The following is an 18,371-nucleotide window of genomic DNA, read 5'->3' on the forward strand; positions in this document are numbered from 1 at the left end:
GCGTTGAATCGGTTGGGAGCCCGCCTTGGCAGCGGCTTCGCCGATTCGGCAGCCAGCCTGGCGGTGCTGGCCCAGGAAGCCCCGGAGCGCCTTCGCCGTGAACTGGAACTGTTCTGGAGTGAAGTGGAGCAGGAGGCCCAACGGCTGGAAACCGAAGCAGGAGCTGGCTTCGCCGCAGATGACGAAGAAACTGGCCCATCCTCCGGAGGCTCAAGCGCCCGAGGATGGTCTGTTTCTTCGCCCCTGGACCAGATCGACGAATTGCGTGCCCGCGTGGCCACCCTTTCCCGCCAGCTCGAGGACCGGGGTTGATGGGGACCTTGCGCCAACAGTGGCGTGCCCTGGCCCGTTCACTGCGGATCTGGTCGGCAGTACTGAGCCTTGTGGCGGGGCTCTGGTGGGACGGAAAGGACTGGACCTATCCAGGTGGCGTCAGCGAGCAGCGGCGGCAGGAGCGGCAGCAGCGGCGCGCCCGCTGGCTCACGAATGAACTGATCAGCCTCGGCTCCGCCTTCATCAAGCTGGGCCAGCTGCTTTCGGCACGCCCGGATGTGTTGCCAGCGGGATATGTGGAGGAACTCGCCCATCTTCAGGACCGGGTGCCGGCCTTCCCCTTCGTCACGGTGCAGGCTCTTCTGGAGCAGGAACTGGGGGAGCGCTGCGCCGAGATCATCGATCTCGAGGAGCAGCCTCTCGGCTCCGCCAGCCTGGCCCAGGTGCACCGCGCCAGCCTGCGCAGTGGCCGCCAGGTGGTCTTCAAGATCCAGCGGCCGGGGCTGGAGCGGCTGTTCCGCCTCGATCTGGAGGTGATGCAGCAGGTGGCGGCGGTGATGCAGCGCCATCCGCGCTGGGGCGAGGGCCGCGACTGGGTGTCGATCGCCCAGGAGTGTCGCCGGGTGCTGTTGCGGGAGCTGGATTTCCGCCTCGAGGCCGAACACGCCGCCCGCTTCCGCCAGCAGTTCTTCGATGACGCCGGCATCCGCATCCCTTCTGTGATCTGGGAACTCAGCACCCGCCGGGTGCTCTGCCTCGATTTTTTGCCCGGCATCAAGATCACCGATCGCAGCGCCCTGGTGGAGGCAGGCATCGATCCGGCAGCAGTGGCCGAAAAGGGGGCGGCCAGCTACCTGCAGCAACTGGTGCGCTTCGGCTTCTTCCACGCCGATCCCCATCCCGGCAACCTGGCCGTGGCGGCTGATGGTGCCCTCATCTACTACGACTTCGGAATGATGGGGCAGATCTCCCAGCGTCTGCGCAGCCGGCTGGGCCGCATGGTGCGGGCCGCGGCGGCACGGGATGCCTCGGCCCTGGTGGTGGAACTGCAGGGGGCCGGAGTGATCGCGGCCGGCATCGATCCCGGCCCGGTGCGACGGCTGGTGCGGGTGATGCTCACTGAAGCGCTCACGCCGCCGTTTTCCGCCAACATCCTCGAGAAGCTCTCCGGTGACCTCTACGACCTGGTCTATGGCCAGCCGTTCCGGCTGCCATCTGAGCTGATCTTCGTGATGCGAGCCCTCTCCACCTTCGAGGGCGTCGGCCGCAGCCTCGATCCCGGCTTTAGTCTTGTTTCGATTGCCCGCCCCTACCTGCTGCCCCTGATGACCGCCAGCGGGAACGGACCGAATGATTTTCTAGGTGAACTCGGGCGCCAGGCCGGCGACCTCGGCAGCCGCGCGCTCGGCATCCCTCGACGGCTGGACGACAGCCTCGCCCGGATCGAGCAGGGTGATCTTCAGGTGCAGATCCGTGCCGGTGAGACCGACCGCCTGCTGCGGCGTCTGGCGCTGGCCCAACAGGTCTCCGGCCAGTCCTTCCTGCTCGGCGGCCTCGCCGTGGCGGCGGCGCTCCTGGCCTCCGGCCCGATCCCGGCTCTTGTGGCCGTGCCGCTGGTGCTGGCCGCACCGGTGGCGTTGAGCTGGCTGAAGCTGCAGGGGCGGCTGCGCCGCGACGCACGGCTGGAGAAGCTGCCCGGAACCAGCGGAGGGGGCAGCTGATCAGTTGAGCGTCCCCTTGGGGGTGAGCTGGTCGATCACCTGAGTCCCATGCCGTCGCGCCGTCAGTTCCTGCTTGGATCCACGGCGCTGGCCGGCTCCGTCCTGGCCGGGGCCTGGAGACCCGTCGCTGCGGCCCCCACAGCGGAAGGATCGTTCCTCCCCGCCGACTTCACCGTTGCGGTGCCGGACCTCGCCCCCGAGCGCATCGTGCGGCGGCTGGTGGGTCTGAGACCCTTCCGGCCCATGGGTGTCCGGCTCGAGGCGGAAGCGATCGGCCGCACCACGCTGATCCACCACTACGGCCACGGTGGCTCCGGCGTCACCCTTTCCTGGGGGACGGCCCGGCAGGCGGTGGACCTGGCGCTGGCGGCACCAGGCCGCGGGGCGGTTGCAGTGCTCGGCGGCGGCGCGGTGGGCCTGGCGACCGCTTGGCTGCTGCGGGAGCGGGGCCGCCCGGTGCGGCTGTACGCCGATCGCTTCTCCCCGCACACCACCTCGGATGTGGCGGCGGCGCGCTGGTTCCCCTCCCAGCTGGTCGACCCCGCCTTCCGCTCACCCGAGCTCGATGCCAGCCTGCGGCAGGCGTTGCTGTTCTCGCATCAGCGCTTCCGCCGCCTGGTCGGCAGAGGCTATGGCGTGGCGCTCCTCCCTCACCTCCGCCTGGGCTCACAGCCGCCCTCACCCGGCTGGGCCGACACGTTGCTGGCCGATCTGATCCCGCCACCCCAGGATGTCTCAGATCGTGGCCTGCCCTTTCAGGCGGCCTGGGTGGGGGCCACGCCTGGGCTGCTGATCGACATGCCTCAGTACCTGCTGGCGATGCAGCGTGATCTGCGGCGCCTGGGCGTAGAGCTGGTGCAGCGGCGCTTCGAGGCGCCAGGCGAGATCGCTGTGCTGCCGGAGTCCGTGGTGGTGAACTGCACCGGGCTCGGCAGCGCCGCCCTGTTCGGTGATAACGAGCTGGTGCCCGTCAAGGGTCAGCTGACCATGCTTCCCCCCGATCCGCGCCTGCGCTACACGCTCTCAGCTGGCTCCCTCTACCTGCATCCCCGCTCCGAGGGACTTCTGCTGGGGGGGACGTACGTCCATGGCGACCCAACGACCACGTTCGACTCCGAAGCGGAAACGGAGATCCTCAAGGGTTTCGCGGAGCTCTATGCCATGCCGGGTTCGGCGTTGGGCTGATGCTGGTGACGCCGTCAGAAGAAGAACTTCACACCGGCTTCCACGCCATTCTGATTGATGCTGTACGCATTTTCGGGGGTCTGATCATTGCTTCCCCCCAGGTGCAGATAGCGCCACGACAGGTTGAGCTGGGTGGAGTTGCCGATGGCATAGCCGAGGCCGGCCTGGGCGTTCCATGAGTAGTCATCGGAGTTGTTCACGCCGAAGCCGCCGACATCGGCACGGGCGAAGAGCCTCAGGCGGGGAGAGAGAAACACCATGGCCTGGGTCCCCACCAGGGGCTGGGCCACGGTGCTCCTGAACGACTGCTGCCGCTGCAGATTCAAGCCCTGCAACGTCCGTGACTTCTCCAGGCTCGGCCCCTTGAACGTCAGGGTTCCGCCAGATGCCTGGCTCTGAACCTCCAGGTCGTATTGCATGTCGACGAACCGCACCCCGGCATAGGGAATAATCGTGAAACTGCCGGAGCGTGCCACGGCCGATTCGCGCTCTCCGAAGCGATAGCGCAGGGCCAGGTCATAGATCCCCTGGATATTTCCGATACTGGCCTCGATGCTGCGCTGGCCGTCAGGAGTGAAGGTGAGGCTGCGCTCGCCAAGGGGGCCTTCGATGGAGCGTGTCCTGATCTCCTTGAGCTTTCCCTCTTCTCCCTTGACGGAGACATAGCTGATATCGGTGAGGAGTCCGAGCCGGCCGTACTCGACGCTGCCCCGGAAGTAGGCCGCGGACGTCAGGGGTCTGAGCACCTGGCCGAGGTCCAGATCCAGGTCGGTTGTGAAGCCTCGGACGGTGGTGGTCCCAGAAGTGCGCAGCGGCGCGAAGCCGTAGAGCTCCAAGGTGGCGGCCCAGGGCGACGGCGCTGGCTGGGCTTCGCTGGCGCCCGGCTCAACGGAGGCGGGTTCAACCTGGGTTGATTCGTTCTGGACTGGTTCAGCCTGAGCGGTCTCCCGCAGGATCGGCCCCATCAGGGAGGGCTCCGCTGAAGGCGGTTCGGCGGCCCTGGCAGCACAGGGTTCCAGGGAAATGGTCGAAGCCAGGAGGCCAGTCAGCAAACTGCTGCTGATCGGCAGGACCCGGGCCCATGAACGGCGTTCTGGAGAAGAATGAAGGAACCAGGCCACGTGATCAAGACAAGAATTGAACCCAACCCATTCGCGAGCGCCAGCCGGCGGCATCGAACAAGGTAGGGAAACTATTCCATACCATCTCAATTCCTGCCTCGCTCCGGTTGGAGATTGCGGTCTGCCTGTACACCTGTGCCAACGCGGCAATCCGTTGGCAGTCTGCTCAGTCCGGTGAACGCCCCAGGCGCAACACACCCGAGGGCAGCACCCCGTAGCGACGCCTAAACCCCATGGCGAAGCCGGAGAGATCAGCGAAGCCGTGGCGGCGGGCGATCGACGCCACCGTGTCATCCGCTTCAGGATGGAGCAGGGCCTGCCGGGCCGCTTCGAGGCGCTGAGCCTTGAGCCATTGCATCGGGCTGCAGCCGAACCTCTCCTGGAACAGGATCTGAAGATTGCGGCGGGAGTAGGCGCTGCGCAGTTCCATCTGGGTGAGGGTGATCGGGCTGTGCAGATGGGCCCTCATCCACTCCAGCAAGTCGGTGAACGCCTGCTCCCGCGGCTGGGGAACCGGGCGGAGGGGGCGGTGAACGGCCGCAGGATGCGGCAGGAACGGTCATGGCTGGCCTTGGTTCCGGACCGTGGCAGATCCCTGCGGTAGAAAAGCAGCGACGGCCGTCCCACCGGCGCGTCTTCCCCCTTGAAGGGTCCTCCGACCTCGGGGACGCCGCATTCCCGAGACCCCGGACCCGACCACGATGGACCCGATCACGATCGCCTTCTTCGGCCTCGGTGCCGTTGGTTCCTCGATGCTGATCTGTCTGGCCGAACTGGCCGAACGCGACGGCGTTCCGCTGCGCTTCGTCGTGGTGGTGCTCGATCCCGATCTGGCCCGGGATGCGCTCTGCCATGCCGAGCGCCTGTTCGATCGCATCGATTTCGTCGGCGTCGTCGACTTCGCTCCGCTGCTCGCGGCCGATGCTGAACCGCCCGCGTCCTTGATCGGAACACAGGTACTGATCAATGCGGCCCACCCCGCCTTCAACCAGCCGCTGTTGGCACTCGGACTTCGCCTGGGGGCACACCTGGTGGACCTCGCCTCCGACATGTACGACGCCGAGACCGAGCGCAGCCTCACCTTCGCCCAGTACCAGGCCGATGCCGATCTCCGTGCGCGTGGCCTGACGGCCCTGATCAACCTAGGCATTTCTCCGGGCGTAACCAATTTCCTGATCGGTCAGCGCCTGGTGGAGCTGTGCGCGGCCCGTCGTCGCGACCTGGAGATCGAGAGCGTCGATCTCTATCTGCTTGAGGACATCGACTCCGACGAGGTGGTGTTCTCCTGGTCGCCGCTGGTGGCGCTCGAGGAACTGGCCCAGCAGCCGCGCCAGATCCGTGATGGCCGGCTGCAGATCCTGGAACCCTTCAAGGACCCGCGCGATTACACCTTTCCCAACGAAAGCAAGCCCGTTCGCCAGTACCCCCTCTACCAGGAGGAGCTGCTGTCGCTGCATCGCTCCTTCCCAGAGATCCAGTCGATCGGCATCTACACCGGTGGCTCAGAGGTTGAGCTGGTGAAGGCCCTCTTCCAGCTCAACCTGCTCTCGAAGCGCACATTGCCGCAGCAGAGTGAGCTGACGGTGGAGGCAATGGTGAGGGCCATTCTGCCGGGGATGAACAAGCCACGCCGGATCGAGGATTACCTGCGCAATGGTGTCATCCGCCGCGCCCATTTTGCGGCTGCCGCCGAAATCCGAGTCACCGAGACGGTTCGCAACGAGCGTCAGACCGTGATCGAGACGGTGGGGCTCAGCTATCTGCGCTACCACGGGCTGCTCAACAGCCCCTATGCCGGCGCCACCTACATCGCCTACCCCACTGCGGTGGGGGCGGCGATCCTGACCTGGCACGCGCTGGCCTTCCTGCGCGAGGACGGTGGAGAGCTGCCTGGGGTGATCACCGGTGAAGACCTGGCCCGCCAGCTGCCGCGTCCGCGAGCAGAAGCCATCCGCCGAGATCTGGTGGGCTGGGACATCGACCTGTTCTCCAGCGTCAGGGATGCCACCCCCGTCTGAGCCTGAGGGGGGCCGAGGCCGAGCCGGCCGCTTTCAATTGCAGCCCTGGACGGAGATCCGATAGCTGAACCCCACTGCTCCAGGTTGGCTGGAGGAGCCGATCCTGAAGTTCATCTGGCTGGTGCGCTTGCCCGGCACGGAGGCGAAGGGGCCCCACATCCGTCCGGTGCCCTGGGGGGGCGTGATCGTTTCGTTGAACAGCTGCAGGCTCGTCCCGTCGGTGAAACGCATGAACCCCTGCACCGGATAACTGGCCTGGTCGGTGGAGGTGGCCGTGAAGAAGAAGCGGTAGCTGGTGAAGGGCTGATCGACGATGAAATCGGTGTTCCAGTTGTTGCGCCCCAGCAGTCGTCCTCGCCCGATCCGTTTGCTCACCACCGGCTCGGAGCCACCGATGGGCATCAGGAACGTGCATGTGGGAGTGGGCTGGGCCAGCGATGGTCCACCAGCCATCACACCGATCGTCAGAACTGCCAGGGCATGGGTCAGACGCGCCGGAGTGGAAGGGATCACCAGTCAGCCAACAAGGATGGCGGCGATGGTACCGCCTAGGAATCAACCAGCGAGGAGTGGCTGCTCAGGCTTTCCCCTGGGGTCCCCGTCCTTCGGCTCCGGCATAGAGGGCCTGGCTGCCCAGTTCGTCCTCGATGCGCAGCAGCCGGTTGTACTTGGCCACTCGCTCGCTGCGGCTGAGGGAGCCCGTCTTGATCTGGCCGGCGCGGGTGGCCACCGCCAGGTCGGCGATGGTGGTGTCCTCGGTTTCGCCGCTGCGGTGGCTGATCACGCTGGTGTAGCCGGCCCGGCCGGCCAGATCGATCGCCTGCAGGGTTTCGGTGAGGGAGCCGATCTGATTAACCTTGATCAGGATCGAATTGGCGGTGCCGGCGTCGATCCCGCGCTGCAGGCGGCTGGTGTTGGTCACGAACAGGTCGTCGCCCACCAGCTGGAGCCGGCTGCCCAGGCGCTCGGTCATCAGCGCCCAGCCCTCCCAGTCGTCTTCGGCGAGGCCATCCTCGATCGAGACGATCGGATAGCGGCTCACCAGCGCCTCCAGTTGAGACACCATCTCGGCGGAGCTGTAGCTGCCGCCGCCGAAGGCGTAGCGGCCCTCGGCATAGAACTCGGTACTGGCCACATCGAGGGCGAGGGAAATCTCCTCGCCGGGCTTGTAGCCGGCTTTTTCGATTGCTGCCACCAGCAGGGCGCCGGCTGCGTCGTTGCTCTCCAGGTTGGGGGCGAAGCCGCCCTCATCACCCACGGCGGTGGACAGGCCCTGGGCCGCCAGCAGACCCTTGAGGGTATGGAACACCTCGGTGCCCATGCGCAGGGCCTCCCGGAAGCTGGGGGCACCGTGGGGCACCAGCATGAATTCCTGGAAATCCAGGTTGTTGGCGGCGTGGGCCCCGCCGTTGATCACGTTCATCAGGGGCACCGGCAGCAGGGTGGCCATCGGACCGCCGAGGTAGCGGTAGAGGGGAAGGCCCACTCCATCGGCGGCTGCCCGCGCCACCGCCAGGCTCACGGCCAGTATCGCGTTGGCCCCCAGGGCTGATTTGTTGTCGCTGCCGTCGAGCTCGATCATCGCGGTGTCGACCGCCACCTGCTCGATGGCGGTGAGACCGCAGAGCACCGGGGCGATCTTCTCCTCGATGTTCGCCACCGCCTGGAGCACGCCCTTGCCGGCGTAGCGGCTGCCGCCATCGCGCAACTCATGGGCCTCATGGGCGCCGGTGCTGGCGCCGCTGGGCACGATGGCGTGGCCCTGAGCGCCCCCTTCCAACCGCACTTCCGCCTCCACCGTGGGGGTGCCCCGGGAGTCGAGCACCTCCCGAGCCACGATGGAATCGATCACGAGGTCGAGGGAGTCGAACACGAAAACTGCAGGCGGTCAGGGCTTGCGGCGATCCTATGGGCCGCCCCGGGGCGCTCCGATGTGACGGTCGGTACCGACGGACCAGCCGTTTGGGTCGGCCCTGCCGCCAGAGTTGACTGGATCTGCCCTCCCGAACACGATGCGCCTGCTGCACACCATGCTCCGCGTGGGCGATCTGGAGCGGTCGATCACCTTCTATACCGAGGTGCTGGGGATGCGTCTGCTGCGCCGCAAGGATTATCCCGCCGGCCGCTACACCCTGGCGTTTGTGGGCTACGGCGACGAGAGCGACTCCACCGTGCTGGAACTCACCCACAACTGGGACATCGAGCGCTATGAGCTGGGCGAGGGCTACGGCCACATGGCCCTCGGCGTCGATGACATCCACGGCACCTGCGCCGCCATTGCCGCCAAGGGAGGGCGGATTGTGCGGGAGCCGGGCCCGAAGAAGCACGGCAGCACCGTGATCGCCTTCGTCGAGGATCCAGACGGCTACAAGGTCGAGCTGATTCAGTTGTCGTCCAGCCCCGAGCGGAGCCCTGCCTGAACGCCAGCGGCGCATGAAGATGGGTTGACCTGAGTCCGATGGCCTCGCGGTCCGATGCGCCCTGAGTCCCTGCCCTTGAGCACTCCCCAGCCCGTCAGCCTCACCAGCGATCCCGACCGGTTCAGCGAGGCCGCCTGGAACTTGCTGCTGGCCTCCCAGGATCAGGCCCGCCGCTGGCGTCATGACCAGATGGATGTGGAGCACCTCCTCCAGGCTCTGCTGCAGGATCCACGCTTCGCGGCCTGGGTGGATCCCTTGCCGATCGAGCGCGAGCGCCTGCTCGATGGTCTGGAGGCGTTCTGCGCCGAGCAGCCCTCATCCCCTGGGGACGAGCTCTACATCGGCGATGCCCTCGAAGACCTGCTGGAGGAGGCCGACCGCCGCCGCGCCGGCTGGGGCTCGCGCCTGCTCGACATTCCCCATCTGCTGCTGGCCCTGCTCGATGAACCTCGCCTGGGGGGAGCGCTGCTGGCGGAGGAGGGGCTGAACGAGCCGCAGCTGTTGCGCCAGCTGCGGCCCGCGGCCGCCCCAGCCTCTGGCCCCCGCCGTTTCGAAGCGCCTCCCGCCCCATCCGACGACTGGATCGACAGCCCTTCCCAGGAGCCGGCTGCGCTGTCGCCGATCCCTGGCCCCGCTGCAGCCGCTGCCACTTCCATGCCCCGCCGCCCCCGGCCTGCCCCCGCGCCCGGTCCGGTGCCCGGTCCGGCGGCGGCAACTCAGGCCCAAGCCCCCGATCAGGAGCTGACTCTGGAGGCTGAGCCCAGCGCCCTGGAGCAGTACGGCCGCGACCTCACCGCCGCCGCCCGCGCGGGCCTGCTCGATCCCGTGATCGGGCGCGACACCGAGATCCGCCGGCTGATCCAGGTGCTCTCCCGCCGCGGCAAGAACAATCCGGTCCTGATCGGGGAGCCCGGTGTCGGCAAGACGGCCATCGCTGAACGCCTGGCCCAGCGCATCGCCACTGGCGAAGTGCCCGACTCCCTCAAAGGCCTCCGCCTGATCGCCCTCGACCTCGGTGCCCTGATCGCCGGCGCCAAGTTCCGTGGTCAGTTCGAGGAACGCCTGCGCAGTGTGCTGGCGGAGGTGAAGGAGCCGGAGCAGGGACGCCGCGCTTCGGACGGCGATGGCGGTGTGGTGCTGTTCATCGACGAGCTGCACACCGTGGTGAGCACTGACCGCTCCAGTGCCGATGCCGGCAGCATTCTCAAGCCGGCCCTGGCGAGGGGTGAATTGCGCTGCATCGGCGCCACCACGCCGGAGGACTACCGCCGCACGGTGGAGAAGGACCCCGCCCTCAACCGCCGCTTTCAGCAGGTGGTGATCCGTGAACCCAGCAAGGAGGTGAGCCTCGAGATCCTGCGGGGCCTGAAGGAGCGCTATGAGCTCCACCACGGCGTCACCATCACAGATGGAGCCCTGCAGGCGGCGGTGCGTCTGGCCGACCGCTACATCGCCGACCGCTGCCTGCCCGACAAGGCGATCGATCTGATCGATGAGGCCGCCGCCCAGCTGCGCATGGAGGTCACCTCCAAGCCCCAGGTGGTGGAGGCCGCCGAACTCGACCTGCGCCGGATCGAGCTGGCCCTGCTCGGGGCTGAGGCCTCCTCCCAGGACGAGCGGGTGGGCCTCCAGGAGCAGCGGCGCACCGCCCTGGAGCGGCTGCAGGATCTGCAGCGGCGCTGGCAGGCGGAGCGCGATCAGCTGGCGGAGCTCAGGGAGCTGCTGCAGCAGGACGATGAGCTGAGGCTGGCGATCGCCGAGGCCGAACGGGACGGCGAGTTCGAGGAAGCGGCTCGCCTGCAGGTGGATCAGCTGCAACTGGTGCAACAGCGCCGCGCCGCCCTGGAGCAGGAACTGCTCGACGATCAGCGCGGCGGTTTCTCCCTGCTGCGCGAGCAGGTGGAGGAGGGCGACATCGCCGATGTGGTGGCCCGTTGGACTGGCATCCCGATCCAGCGCCTGCTGGCTGGAGAACGGCAGAAGCTGCTGGAGCTGGAGCAGCGGCTGGCGGAACGGGTGATCGGCCAGCCCGAGGCGGTGGCGGCGGTGGCCGCCTCGATCCGGCGGGCCCGGGCCGGCATGCAGGATCCGCGTCGGCCCGTGGGCTCCTTCCTCTTCCTCGGCCCCACCGGCGTGGGCAAGACCGAGCTGGCCAAGGCCCTGGCGGCGGCTCTCTTCGATGAGGAGGACGCCCTGGTGCGGCTCGACATGAGTGAATTCATGGAGCGCAACGCCGTGGCCCGGCTGGTGGGGGCGCCTCCCGGCTATGTGGGCTACGAGGAGGGTGGACAGCTCACCGAGGCCGTACGCCGCCGTCCTTACGCGGTGCTGCTGCTCGATGAGGTGGAGAAGGCCCACCCCGAGGTGTTCAACCTGCTCCTGCAGGTGCTCGACGACGGGCGCCTCACTGATTCCCAGGGGCGCACGGTCGATTTCCGCCACACCGTGGTGGTGATGACCAGCAACCTGGCCAGCCGGGCCATTCTTGAAAGTGCCCGCAGCGGCGACGAATCCGGCCTTGAGGCGGCGGTGGAGCGCGCCCTGTCCGGACAGTTCAGGCCGGAGTTCCTCAACCGCATCGACGAGGTGATCCGCTTCCGGCCCCTGGCGCCGAGCGACCTGCAACGCATCGTGCGCCTGCAGGTGGCGGAGCTGGCGGCGCTGCTGCGGGAGCAACGGCTGGAGCTTGAGATCGATGAGGCGGTGGTGAGCCGGCTGGCGGAGCTGGGCTATGAGCCGGAATTCGGCGCCAGGCCCCTGCGCCGGGTGCTGCGCCGTCGCATCGAGAATCCCCTGGCCACCGAGTTGCTCGAAGACCACTTCCGCGGGGCCCGAGGCGTGCGCGTCTGCCTCTGCGATCCAGCCGGCCCCGGAGGTGCCGACAGTCTGCGCTTCCTTCCCCTGGAGTAAGGGTTGAAAGGGTGTCCGGTAGGGTGTTCGTTTGCCGGTTCGCCTTGCCGTCCGGTGCGCCCGCGCCCGTGGATTCTCCCAGCCGCACTAACGCCCCCGACGACATCGCTGAGCCGGAGACCAAGCCTGCCCAGCCCACTGGTGTCGGTGGATTCGTCTCCTCCACCCTGGAGGAGTTGCGCAAGGTGGTCTGGCCCAGTCGTCAGCAGCTCTTCAGCGAGTCGGTGGCGGTGATCCTGATGGTGAGTCTCTCGGCCGCCACCATCGCCGCCGTCGATCGCTTCTACAGCTGGGCCTCCAGCCAGGTCTTCCCCTGAGGAGCCGGTGGCTCCTCCTCTCTCCCGGTCCCGTTCCTTCTGAGCACCCACTCCTCCGTCCCCGTGTCCGAAGCCGATCTCGTCACTGCCGCCAGCCTCGACGGCGCCCCTGAGGACGCCGCCAGCCTTGACGGGCCCGCCCTTGAAGCTCCCCCCCCGGCGGCCGAGCGCGAAGGCAAGCCGATGGTGGCCCGCTGGTATGCGGTGCAGGTGGCCTCCAGCTGTGAGAAGAAGGTGAAGGCCACCCTGGAGCAACGTGCCATCACGCTGGGGGTCGACAGCCGCATTCTCGAGATAGAGATTCCCCAGACCCCGGCGGTGAAGCTCAAGAAGGACGGCAGCCGCCAGGCCGCCGAGGAAAAGGTCTTCCCCGGCTACGTGCTGGTGCGGATGATGCTCGATGAAGACACGATGATGGCGGTGCGGAGCACCCCCAACGTGATCAACTTCGTGGGCCAGGAGGAGCGTCGCTCCACCGGCCGGGCCCGTGGTCACATCAAGCCCAGGCCCCTCACCCGCCAGGAAGTCGATCGGATCTTCAAGCGCGCCGCCGAGAAGAAGCCCGTCGTCAAGGTCGATCTGGCCGAAGGCGATCAGATTCTGGTTACGGCGGGTCCCTTCAAGGACTTCCAGGGCGAGGTGATCGAGGTCTCCGGCGAGCGCAGCAAGCTCAAGGCCCTGCTCTCGATCTTTGGCCGGGAAACCCCGGTGGAACTCGAGTTCGCCCAGATCAGCAAGCAAAGCTGATCGCCACGGGGCCGCCTCCCTGCGGAGGGTGGCCCGACCTGGCGGCATCGCTCCGGTGTCGCCGCCCAACGCCTTGACCCAAGGGTCAGGCGATCCGCAGCGCTTCCCTCCGTAGACCAGCCGATGGCCAAAAAAGTCGTTGCCGTAATCAAGCTGGCGCTCAACGCCGGCAAAGCCAACCCCGCACCACCGGTGGGCCCTGCCCTCGGCCAGCACGGGGTCAACATCATGGCGTTCTGCAAGGAGTACAACGCCCGCACCCAGGACAAGGCCGGCTACGTGATCCCGGTGGAGATCTCGGTCTTCGAGGACCGCAGCTTCACCTTCATCACCAAGACCCCTCCGGCTTCGGTGCTGATCACCAAGGCCGCAGGCATCGATAAGGGTGCCGCCACCTCGGCCAAGGGCAGTGTGGGCGCCATCAGCCGTGCCCAGCTCCAGGAGATTGCCAGCACCAAGCTGCCCGATCTCAACTGCTCCAGCCTGGAGTCGGCCATGCGCATCATCGAAGGCACCGCCCGCAACATGGGCGTCGCCATCAGCGACTGATCCCGCTGGAGCCAAGCTCCGCGACTCCCGCTTCAACCACCAACATCACCCCACCCGGGGGAGACGGTCACCGCCGGCCCTGGCCGCGCAGAGCCTGTCGCCTGAACCCCGCTGAAACCCATGCCCAGACAATCCAAGCGTTTCACCGCCCTGCTCGAGACGATCGAGGACCGCGACTACACCCCGCTCGAGGCCCTCGAGCTGGTGAAGGCCAACGCCAACGCCAAGTTCGATGAAACGATCGAAGCCCACGTTCGCCTCGGCATCGATCCCAAATACACCGACCAGCAACTGCGCACCACCGTGGCCCTGCCCAAGGGCACCGGCCAGACCATCCGCATCGCCGTGATCGCCCGTGGTGAGAAGGTGGCCGAAGCCAAAGCGGCCGGGGCAGACCTGGCCGGTGACGACGAGCTGGTGGACGCCATCGCCGGCGGTCAGATGGACTTCGACCTGCTGATCGCCACCCCGGACATGATGCCCAAGGTGGCCAAGCTGGGCCGAGTGCTCGGTCCCCGTGGTCTGATGCCGAACCCGAAGGCCGGCACTGTGGCCACCGATCTGGCGGGAGCCATCAACGAGTTCAAGGCGGGCAAGCTGGAATTTCGCGCCGATCGCACCGGCATCGTGCACGTGCGTTTCGGCAAGGCCAGCTTCTCAGTCGACGACCTGCTGGAGAACCTGAAGGCCCTGCAGGAAACGATCGATCGCCAGAAGCCCAGTGGTGCCAAGGGCCGCTACTGGCGCAGCCTCTATCTCACCTCCACGATGGGCCCCTCCGTTTCCGTCGATTTCACCGCCCTGCAGGACATCAAGCTGGAGGGCTGAGCACTGGAGGTGAAGTGACGGCGCATCCTGCCGTGTAGGCTCATGGATCGGGCACGCGCCCGGCCCAAGACAGCAGGTCAGTGGTTCGGCTTCGGGTTCTCCGCTTCGGTGGGAGATCCCAGTGGCTCGGGTCCTGTAAACCCTGCCGAGGTGCACGCGACTCTTTTCGGTTCGGATTCTCCGGGCAGATCACCGTTCAGCGGCCTCGATGCTCCCCCTTCGGTTCACACCGGCTGGGGAGTCGGCGGCCGCGTCCCGGCTTGTTCCCCCCAACTCCGTACCAAACCCATGGGCCGCACGCTGGAGAACAAGCAACAGATCATCGAAGAGCTCAAGGGGCTCCTCGGTGAGGCCGAAATGGCACTGGTCCTTGATTACAAGGGTCTTTCCATCAAGGAGATGTCTGATCTGCGGACCCGTCTGCAGGCCAGTAACGGTATTTGCAAGGTGACCAAGAACACCTTGATGCGCCGTGCCATCGATGGAAACAGTGCCTGGTCGGAACTCGATTCCCTGCTCACCGGCACCAACGCCTTCGTCCTGATCAGTGGCGATGTCAGTGGCGCCGTCAAGGCCATTCAGGCCTTCCAGAAGGACACCAAGAAGTCGGATGTGAAAGGCGGCCTTTTCGAAGGCAAGCTCCTCTCCCAGAACGACATCAAGGCCCTTGGTGAGCTGCCCTCGAAAGAGGTGCTCATCGCCCAGATCGCTGGTGCGATCAATGCGGTGGCCACCAAGCTGGCTGTCGGTATCAACGAAGTTCCCTCCGGTCTCGCCCGGGCCCTCAAGCAGCACGCCGAAAGCGGCGACGCCAGCTGAGCCCCTCGAAATCCACCGGTTCGGCCGGTTCCATTCCACAGATCTGTTGCTGATTCTCAACCATGACCACCAAAACTGACGACATTCTCGAGTCACTGAAGACCCTCTCCCTGCTGGAAGCTTCCGAGCTCGTCAAGCAGATCGAAGAGGCCTTCGGCGTGTCCGCCGCCGCTTCCGCCGGCGTGATGATGGCGGCTGCTCCTGCCGCTGCCGCCGAGGCCGCTGAAGAGCAGACCGAGTTCGATGTGATCCTCGACGGCTTCGATGCCGCAGCCAAGATCAAGGTCCTCAAGGCCGTCCGCGAGGCCACCGGCCTCGGCCTGGGCGAAGCCAAGGCCCTCGTCGAGGCGGCTCCCAAGGCCGTCAAGGAAGGCATCGCCAAGGACGAAGCCGAAGCCCTCAAGAAGTCCATCGAAGAAGTGGGCGGCAAAGTCACCATCAAGTGATCGCGCCCGGCGGAGGTTTTCCCTCCGCCAGCACCACCCCACCCATCTCACTCAGCCGGCCTCCCGGGGCCGGCTTTTTGCTGGTGGGACGACAAGGCCAAAAAAAAAGCCCGCCGAAGGCAGGCTTTCGAGGTGGAACGATGCCGGGAGTCTGTCCTCGTTTCGACCCCGGGAGAGCGTTCTGCACTCCTCACACAAGTGAAAGATACGGAATGGATCCGTAGGGTGCCAGCCGCGAGGGCCGCTGTGTCGACTGTCACTCCCGGAAGGGGATCACCTGCAGGGCGATCGGACCACTCTCCAGCTCGCCACCTCTGGCCATGTTCTCCATGGCGCGTCCCAGGTTGTCCGGTCCCGTGCTGGCGATGGGCTGAACCCTCTCGAGGCTGCGCCCGCCGGCCTGGGCGATCAGTTGCTCCAGGGGATTGCTGGCAGCGAAATAGATGTGGTTGAGGGTTTGCTGGCCGAAGACGCGGCGGTTCAGTTGCCAGTCGGTTTCGAGCCTGATCGGAACGAATCCATCGGGATCCCGGCGGCTGATCTGGCCCCGGCCCAGCAGCAGCAGGGTGGTGTCCGCGGGGCTCATGGCCTGCAACTGGAGCTCGTTGCCCACCTGAGCAAGGCGAAGGCGGTAGCGGCTGGCAAGGTCCTGGCCAGCCACGCGCAGGGAGTAGGCGTTGCTGCCGGCATAGCTGGTGCAGATCCCCCTGGAATCGAAGCGGTTCATCGAGGCATCCACCAGGCCGTCGGGCCTGGCCTGCCAGCAGGGCTGGCCGTTGGCCGTCTGCTCGATCAGCACCAATGACCAGTCGGCGAAGCCCACCGGCTTGGCCAGCACCGCAAAGCGGGACGCTTCCACCGGTTGGCTGTCGAAGACCCCGGCGGCTTCCGCCAGGGGCGTTGTGACGGCCTGGAGCGCGGCGGCGGCCAGCCCAGCCCCAGCAAGGGCCAGGTAGGTTCGCTGCATGGTGGATTTCATGCGTCCCAACATCGTCACCAAGGTCTACGGCACCACTGTCTACCGAACAATTGCCGGATTGCCCAGTGGCAACTGAGCCGGTGCGGGTGGTGGCGGCCGCCTGTGATGGCGCCTGCAGCGGCAATCCTGGCCCTGGTGGCTGGGGCTGCCTGCTGCGTTTCGAGGACGGCAGCGTGCGCGAACTGGGGGGTGCAGCCGCGGCGACCACCAACAACCGCATGGAGCTCACCGCGGCCCTGGCCATGATGAAGGAGTTGCGGAATCTGCCCCTTCATCCCGACCTGCGCCTGCGCACCGACAGCCGCTATCTGATCGATGGTCTGACCAAGTGGATGCCGGGCTGGAAGCGGAAGGGTTGGCGGACCGCCTCCGGCGGCCCCGTGCTCAACCGCGACCTCTGGGAGGAGCTGGACCGGGCGCGGCTGCCGGGGTTGAGCCTGGCCCATGTCAAAGGGCACAGCGGTGATCCCGATAACGATCGCTGCGATGCGATCGCCGTGGCCTACTCGCGCGGAAGCTCCCCCGAGCTGGCCCAGCCTGAGGGGGACGGGCTCGATCAGCCGGCGCCCGCGGCCCTTGGCGAACTGCTCACCCGCCTCGAGGTGGCCGACCGCCTCGCCAGCGGCGGCTACGCCCTGACGACCGCCGAACTGGCCCGCCTGGTGGAGCAGCCCCTGGCCCGTCTGCAGGAGCGGCAGGGCCCCTGGATCTGGCGTGACTGGCGGGTGAGTCCCACCAGCGAGGGCCGCTGGCGTCTGGAGCGCACCGATCCAGCCCTGCAGGAGTCCCGATGATCCTGGAGCATCCGGATCACGCCTCCTCAGGCGCCAGCAGCGGCACCAGCACCAGCACGGGTGCGCTCTACCGCCGTTGGGTGGGCCCGCTGCTGGCCAGGGATGAGGGGGCCGATGCCGAGCAGCTCAGCAGCCTCACCCTCGCGGCCCTGGCCCAGGCCTCCCTGCGACGCGACTGGCCCCTGGTGTCAGGCAGCCTGGCGGGGCTCGGCGCCGAGCTGCAACGGCGAGACCATCGCTTCGAGCAGATGCTGTTCGGTTGTCGCTTCGCCAATCCGGTTGGTCTTGCCGCCGGCTTCGACAAGAATGCGGTGGCGGCTGGGATCTGGCACCTGTTCGGGTTCGGCTTCGCTGAACTGGGCACGATCACCTGGCACCCCCAACCGGGCAACCCGCGGCCGCGGTTGTTTCGCCTGGCCAAGGAGCGGGCCGCGCTCAACCGCATGGGCTTCAACAATGACGGCGCCCTGGGGGTGAAGCGCAACCTGGAGCGCCAGCGCCTGCCCCTGCCGGGCCAGCGGCCTGCGGTGCTGGGTCTCAATCTGGGCAAGTCGAAGATCACGTCTTTGGAGCTGGCCCCCGACGACTACGCCTCCTCCCTGGAGCTGCTCTCGCCCCTGGCCGACTACGTGGTGATCAATGTGAGTTCACCCAACACCCCGGGCCTGCGCGAGCTGCAGGACGCCGTGCAGCTGCGGCGTCTGGTGGAGCGGCTGCGGCGGCTCTCGGCCTGCCCGCCCCTGCTGGTCAAGATCGCCCCCGACCTCGAAGACGACGCCATCGACACGATTGCGCGACTGGCCTATGAGGAGGGGCTGGCCGGGGTGATCGCGGTGAACACCAGCGTCAACCGGCTGGGGCTGGAGAACCGGCGCCTGCCCCAGACCGGAAAAACCCTCGCCCAGGAGGCCGGCGGCCTCAGCGGCGCTCCCCTGCGCGGTCGGGCTCTGGAAGTGATCCGGCGGCTACGGGCCACGGCCGGTCCAGCCTTGCCCCTGATCGGGGTGGGAGGCATCGATTCTCCCGAGGCCGCCTGGGAGCGGATCACGGCGGGAGCTTCGCTGATTCAGCTCTACACAGGCTGGATTTACCAGGGTCCGGGCCTGGTGCCGGCGATTCTCGAGGGCCTGGGCGACCAGCTGGATCGTCATGGCTGCAGCCACCTCAGTGAGGTCGTGGGCAGCGGTCTGCCCTGGCGCTGAGCGGGGGAGGTGCGCAAACGCCTGGAGGCCGATACGCTGCCT

The 18,371-nt window shown here is 67.1% G+C and carries 19 protein-coding genes; 14 read left to right on the forward strand and 5 right to left on the reverse strand.

Going from position 1 to position 18,371, the window contains the following annotated elements:
- Window positions 1-12 precede the first annotated feature (12 nt).
- Genes KBY77_RS06620 through KBY77_RS06630 form a run of 3 tightly spaced genes read left to right on the forward strand, consistent with a single transcriptional unit; the run spans window position 13 to window position 3,179 of the window.
- Entirely contained in the window at window positions 13-312 is a 300-nt protein-coding gene (locus KBY77_RS06620; protein WP_315856467.1) for a hypothetical protein, read from the forward strand.
- Entirely contained in the window at window positions 312-1,994 is a 1,683-nt protein-coding gene (locus KBY77_RS06625) for an AarF/ABC1/UbiB kinase family protein (protein WP_255102776.1), read from the forward strand. The genes KBY77_RS06620 and KBY77_RS06625 overlap by 1 nt, the downstream gene beginning before the upstream one ends.
- A gap of 48 nt (window positions 1,995-2,042) precedes the next feature.
- Window positions 2,043-3,179, forward strand: a complete 1,137-nt coding sequence (locus KBY77_RS06630) for an FAD-binding oxidoreductase (RefSeq protein WP_255102777.1) — start codon at window positions 2,043-2,045, stop codon at window positions 3,177-3,179.
- A 14-nt stretch (window positions 3,180-3,193) separates the two neighbouring features.
- Here KBY77_RS06630 and KBY77_RS06635 read toward each other — a convergent pair whose 3' ends face one another.
- Window positions 3,194-4,144, reverse strand: a complete 951-nt coding sequence (locus KBY77_RS06635; protein WP_255102778.1) for an outer membrane protein — start codon at window positions 4,142-4,144, stop codon at window positions 3,194-3,196.
- Between the two features lie 322 nt (window positions 4,145-4,466).
- Window positions 4,467-4,769 carry a helix-turn-helix transcriptional regulator gene (locus tag KBY77_RS06640; RefSeq protein WP_255102779.1) on the reverse strand — a complete coding sequence of 101 codons (303 nt, stop codon included), beginning with the start codon at window positions 4,767-4,769 and terminating at the stop codon, window positions 4,467-4,469.
- A gap of 232 nt (window positions 4,770-5,001) precedes the next feature.
- Between KBY77_RS06640 and KBY77_RS06645 the strand changes: the two genes are divergently transcribed.
- Entirely contained in the window at window positions 5,002-6,318 is a 1,317-nt protein-coding gene (locus KBY77_RS06645) for a hypothetical protein (RefSeq protein WP_255102780.1), read from the forward strand.
- Between the two features lie 33 nt (window positions 6,319-6,351).
- On the opposite strand, the gene KBY77_RS06650 is transcribed toward KBY77_RS06645, so the two are convergent.
- Together KBY77_RS06650 and eno are read right to left on the reverse strand one after the other, a co-directional pair.
- Entirely contained in the window at window positions 6,352-6,831 is a 480-nt protein-coding gene (locus tag KBY77_RS06650) for a hypothetical protein (RefSeq protein WP_255102781.1), read from the reverse strand.
- A 64-nt stretch (window positions 6,832-6,895) separates the two neighbouring features.
- Window positions 6,896-8,191, reverse strand: a complete 1,296-nt coding sequence (gene eno / locus KBY77_RS06655; RefSeq protein WP_255102782.1) for a phosphopyruvate hydratase — start codon at window positions 8,189-8,191, stop codon at window positions 6,896-6,898.
- Between the two features lie 139 nt (window positions 8,192-8,330).
- Between eno and gloA the strand changes: the two genes are divergently transcribed.
- The 8 genes from gloA (at window position 8,331) to rplL (ending at window position 15,354) form a co-directional block, all read left to right on the forward strand.
- Window positions 8,331-8,738 carry a lactoylglutathione lyase gene (gene gloA, locus KBY77_RS06660; protein ID WP_255102783.1) on the forward strand — a complete coding sequence of 136 codons (408 nt, stop codon included), beginning with the start codon at window positions 8,331-8,333 and terminating at the stop codon, window positions 8,736-8,738.
- Window positions 8,739-8,792: 54 nt separating this feature from the next.
- Window positions 8,793-11,648 carry an ATP-dependent Clp protease ATP-binding subunit gene (locus KBY77_RS06665; protein ID WP_255102784.1) on the forward strand — a complete coding sequence of 952 codons (2,856 nt, stop codon included), beginning with the start codon at window positions 8,793-8,795 and terminating at the stop codon, window positions 11,646-11,648.
- Window positions 11,649-11,716: 68 nt separating this feature from the next.
- Window positions 11,717-11,965, forward strand: a complete 249-nt coding sequence (gene secE / locus KBY77_RS06670; protein WP_399212388.1) for a preprotein translocase subunit SecE — start codon at window positions 11,717-11,719, stop codon at window positions 11,963-11,965.
- 63 nt (window positions 11,966-12,028) lie between these two features.
- Window positions 12,029-12,712 (forward strand): transcription termination/antitermination protein NusG, encoded by a 684-nt coding sequence (gene nusG / locus KBY77_RS06675; RefSeq protein WP_255102785.1) that lies wholly within the window; start codon window positions 12,029-12,031, stop codon window positions 12,710-12,712.
- A 123-nt stretch (window positions 12,713-12,835) separates the two neighbouring features.
- Window positions 12,836-13,261, forward strand: a complete 426-nt coding sequence (gene rplK, locus KBY77_RS06680) for a 50S ribosomal protein L11 (RefSeq protein WP_255092316.1) — start codon at window positions 12,836-12,838, stop codon at window positions 13,259-13,261.
- Between the two features lie 120 nt (window positions 13,262-13,381).
- Window positions 13,382-14,089: a 50S ribosomal protein L1 gene (rplA, locus tag KBY77_RS06685; protein ID WP_255092315.1), complete on the forward strand. Its 708-nt coding sequence runs from the start codon at window positions 13,382-13,384 to the stop codon at window positions 14,087-14,089.
- Between the two features lie 288 nt (window positions 14,090-14,377).
- Entirely contained in the window at window positions 14,378-14,908 is a 531-nt protein-coding gene (gene rplJ / locus KBY77_RS06690; RefSeq protein ID WP_255102786.1) for a 50S ribosomal protein L10, read from the forward strand.
- 62 nt (window positions 14,909-14,970) lie between these two features.
- On the forward strand, window positions 14,971-15,354 hold the full coding sequence (rplL, locus tag KBY77_RS06695; RefSeq protein ID WP_255102787.1) for a 50S ribosomal protein L7/L12: 384 nt from the start codon (window positions 14,971-14,973) through the stop codon (window positions 15,352-15,354).
- A 256-nt stretch (window positions 15,355-15,610) separates the two neighbouring features.
- On the opposite strand, the gene KBY77_RS06700 is transcribed toward rplL, so the two are convergent.
- The gene (locus KBY77_RS06700) at window positions 15,611-16,321 is read right to left on the reverse strand and encodes a DUF3747 domain-containing protein (RefSeq protein WP_255102788.1); all 711 of its coding nucleotides are present in this window, start codon (window positions 16,319-16,321) and stop codon (window positions 15,611-15,613) included.
- A gap of 77 nt (window positions 16,322-16,398) precedes the next feature.
- Between KBY77_RS06700 and KBY77_RS06705 the strand changes: the two genes are divergently transcribed.
- Complete coding sequence (locus KBY77_RS06705; RefSeq protein WP_255102789.1) at window positions 16,399-17,127, forward strand: ribonuclease H; 729 nt, start codon at window positions 16,399-16,401, stop codon at window positions 17,125-17,127.
- The gene (locus tag KBY77_RS06710; protein ID WP_255102790.1) at window positions 17,124-18,329 is read left to right on the forward strand and encodes a quinone-dependent dihydroorotate dehydrogenase; all 1,206 of its coding nucleotides are present in this window, start codon (window positions 17,124-17,126) and stop codon (window positions 18,327-18,329) included. Before KBY77_RS06705 ends, KBY77_RS06710 begins: the two co-directional genes overlap by 4 nt.
- Window positions 18,330-18,371 lie beyond the last annotated feature (42 nt).

This window comes from Synechococcus sp. Cruz-7E5, assembly GCF_024345995.1.
Classification (GTDB): Bacteria; Cyanobacteriota; Cyanobacteriia; order PCC-6307; family Cyanobiaceae; genus Regnicoccus_A.

Excerpts from the sequence above, each read along its gene's own strand:
- KBY77_RS06625 (WP_255102776.1), top strand. The coding sequence starts at position 312 with ATGGGGACCTTGCGCCAACAGTGGCGTGCCCTGGCCCGTTCACTGCGG.
- KBY77_RS06630 (WP_255102777.1), top strand. The coding sequence starts at position 2,043 with ATGCCGTCGCGCCGTCAGTTCCTGCTTGGATCCACGGCGCTGGCCGGC.
- KBY77_RS06635 (WP_255102778.1), bottom strand. The coding sequence starts at position 4,144 with ATGGGGCCGATCCTGCGGGAGACCGCTCAGGCTGAACCAGTCCAGAAC.
- KBY77_RS06640 (WP_255102779.1), bottom strand. The coding sequence starts at position 4,769 with ATGAGGGCCCATCTGCACAGCCCGATCACCCTCACCCAGATGGAACTG.
- KBY77_RS06645 (WP_255102780.1), top strand. The coding sequence starts at position 5,002 with ATGGACCCGATCACGATCGCCTTCTTCGGCCTCGGTGCCGTTGGTTCC.
- gloA (WP_255102783.1), top strand. The coding sequence starts at position 8,331 with ATGCGCCTGCTGCACACCATGCTCCGCGTGGGCGATCTGGAGCGGTCG.
- KBY77_RS06665 (WP_255102784.1), top strand. The coding sequence starts at position 8,793 with ATGCGCCCTGAGTCCCTGCCCTTGAGCACTCCCCAGCCCGTCAGCCTC.
- rplK (WP_255092316.1), top strand. The coding sequence starts at position 12,836 with ATGGCCAAAAAAGTCGTTGCCGTAATCAAGCTGGCGCTCAACGCCGGC.
- rplA (WP_255092315.1), top strand. The coding sequence starts at position 13,382 with ATGCCCAGACAATCCAAGCGTTTCACCGCCCTGCTCGAGACGATCGAG.
- rplJ (WP_255102786.1), top strand. The coding sequence starts at position 14,378 with ATGGGCCGCACGCTGGAGAACAAGCAACAGATCATCGAAGAGCTCAAG.
- rplL (WP_255102787.1), top strand. The coding sequence starts at position 14,971 with ATGACCACCAAAACTGACGACATTCTCGAGTCACTGAAGACCCTCTCC.
- KBY77_RS06700 (WP_255102788.1), bottom strand. The coding sequence starts at position 16,321 with ATGCAGCGAACCTACCTGGCCCTTGCTGGGGCTGGGCTGGCCGCCGCC.
- KBY77_RS06710 (WP_255102790.1), top strand. The coding sequence starts at position 17,124 with ATGATCCTGGAGCATCCGGATCACGCCTCCTCAGGCGCCAGCAGCGGC.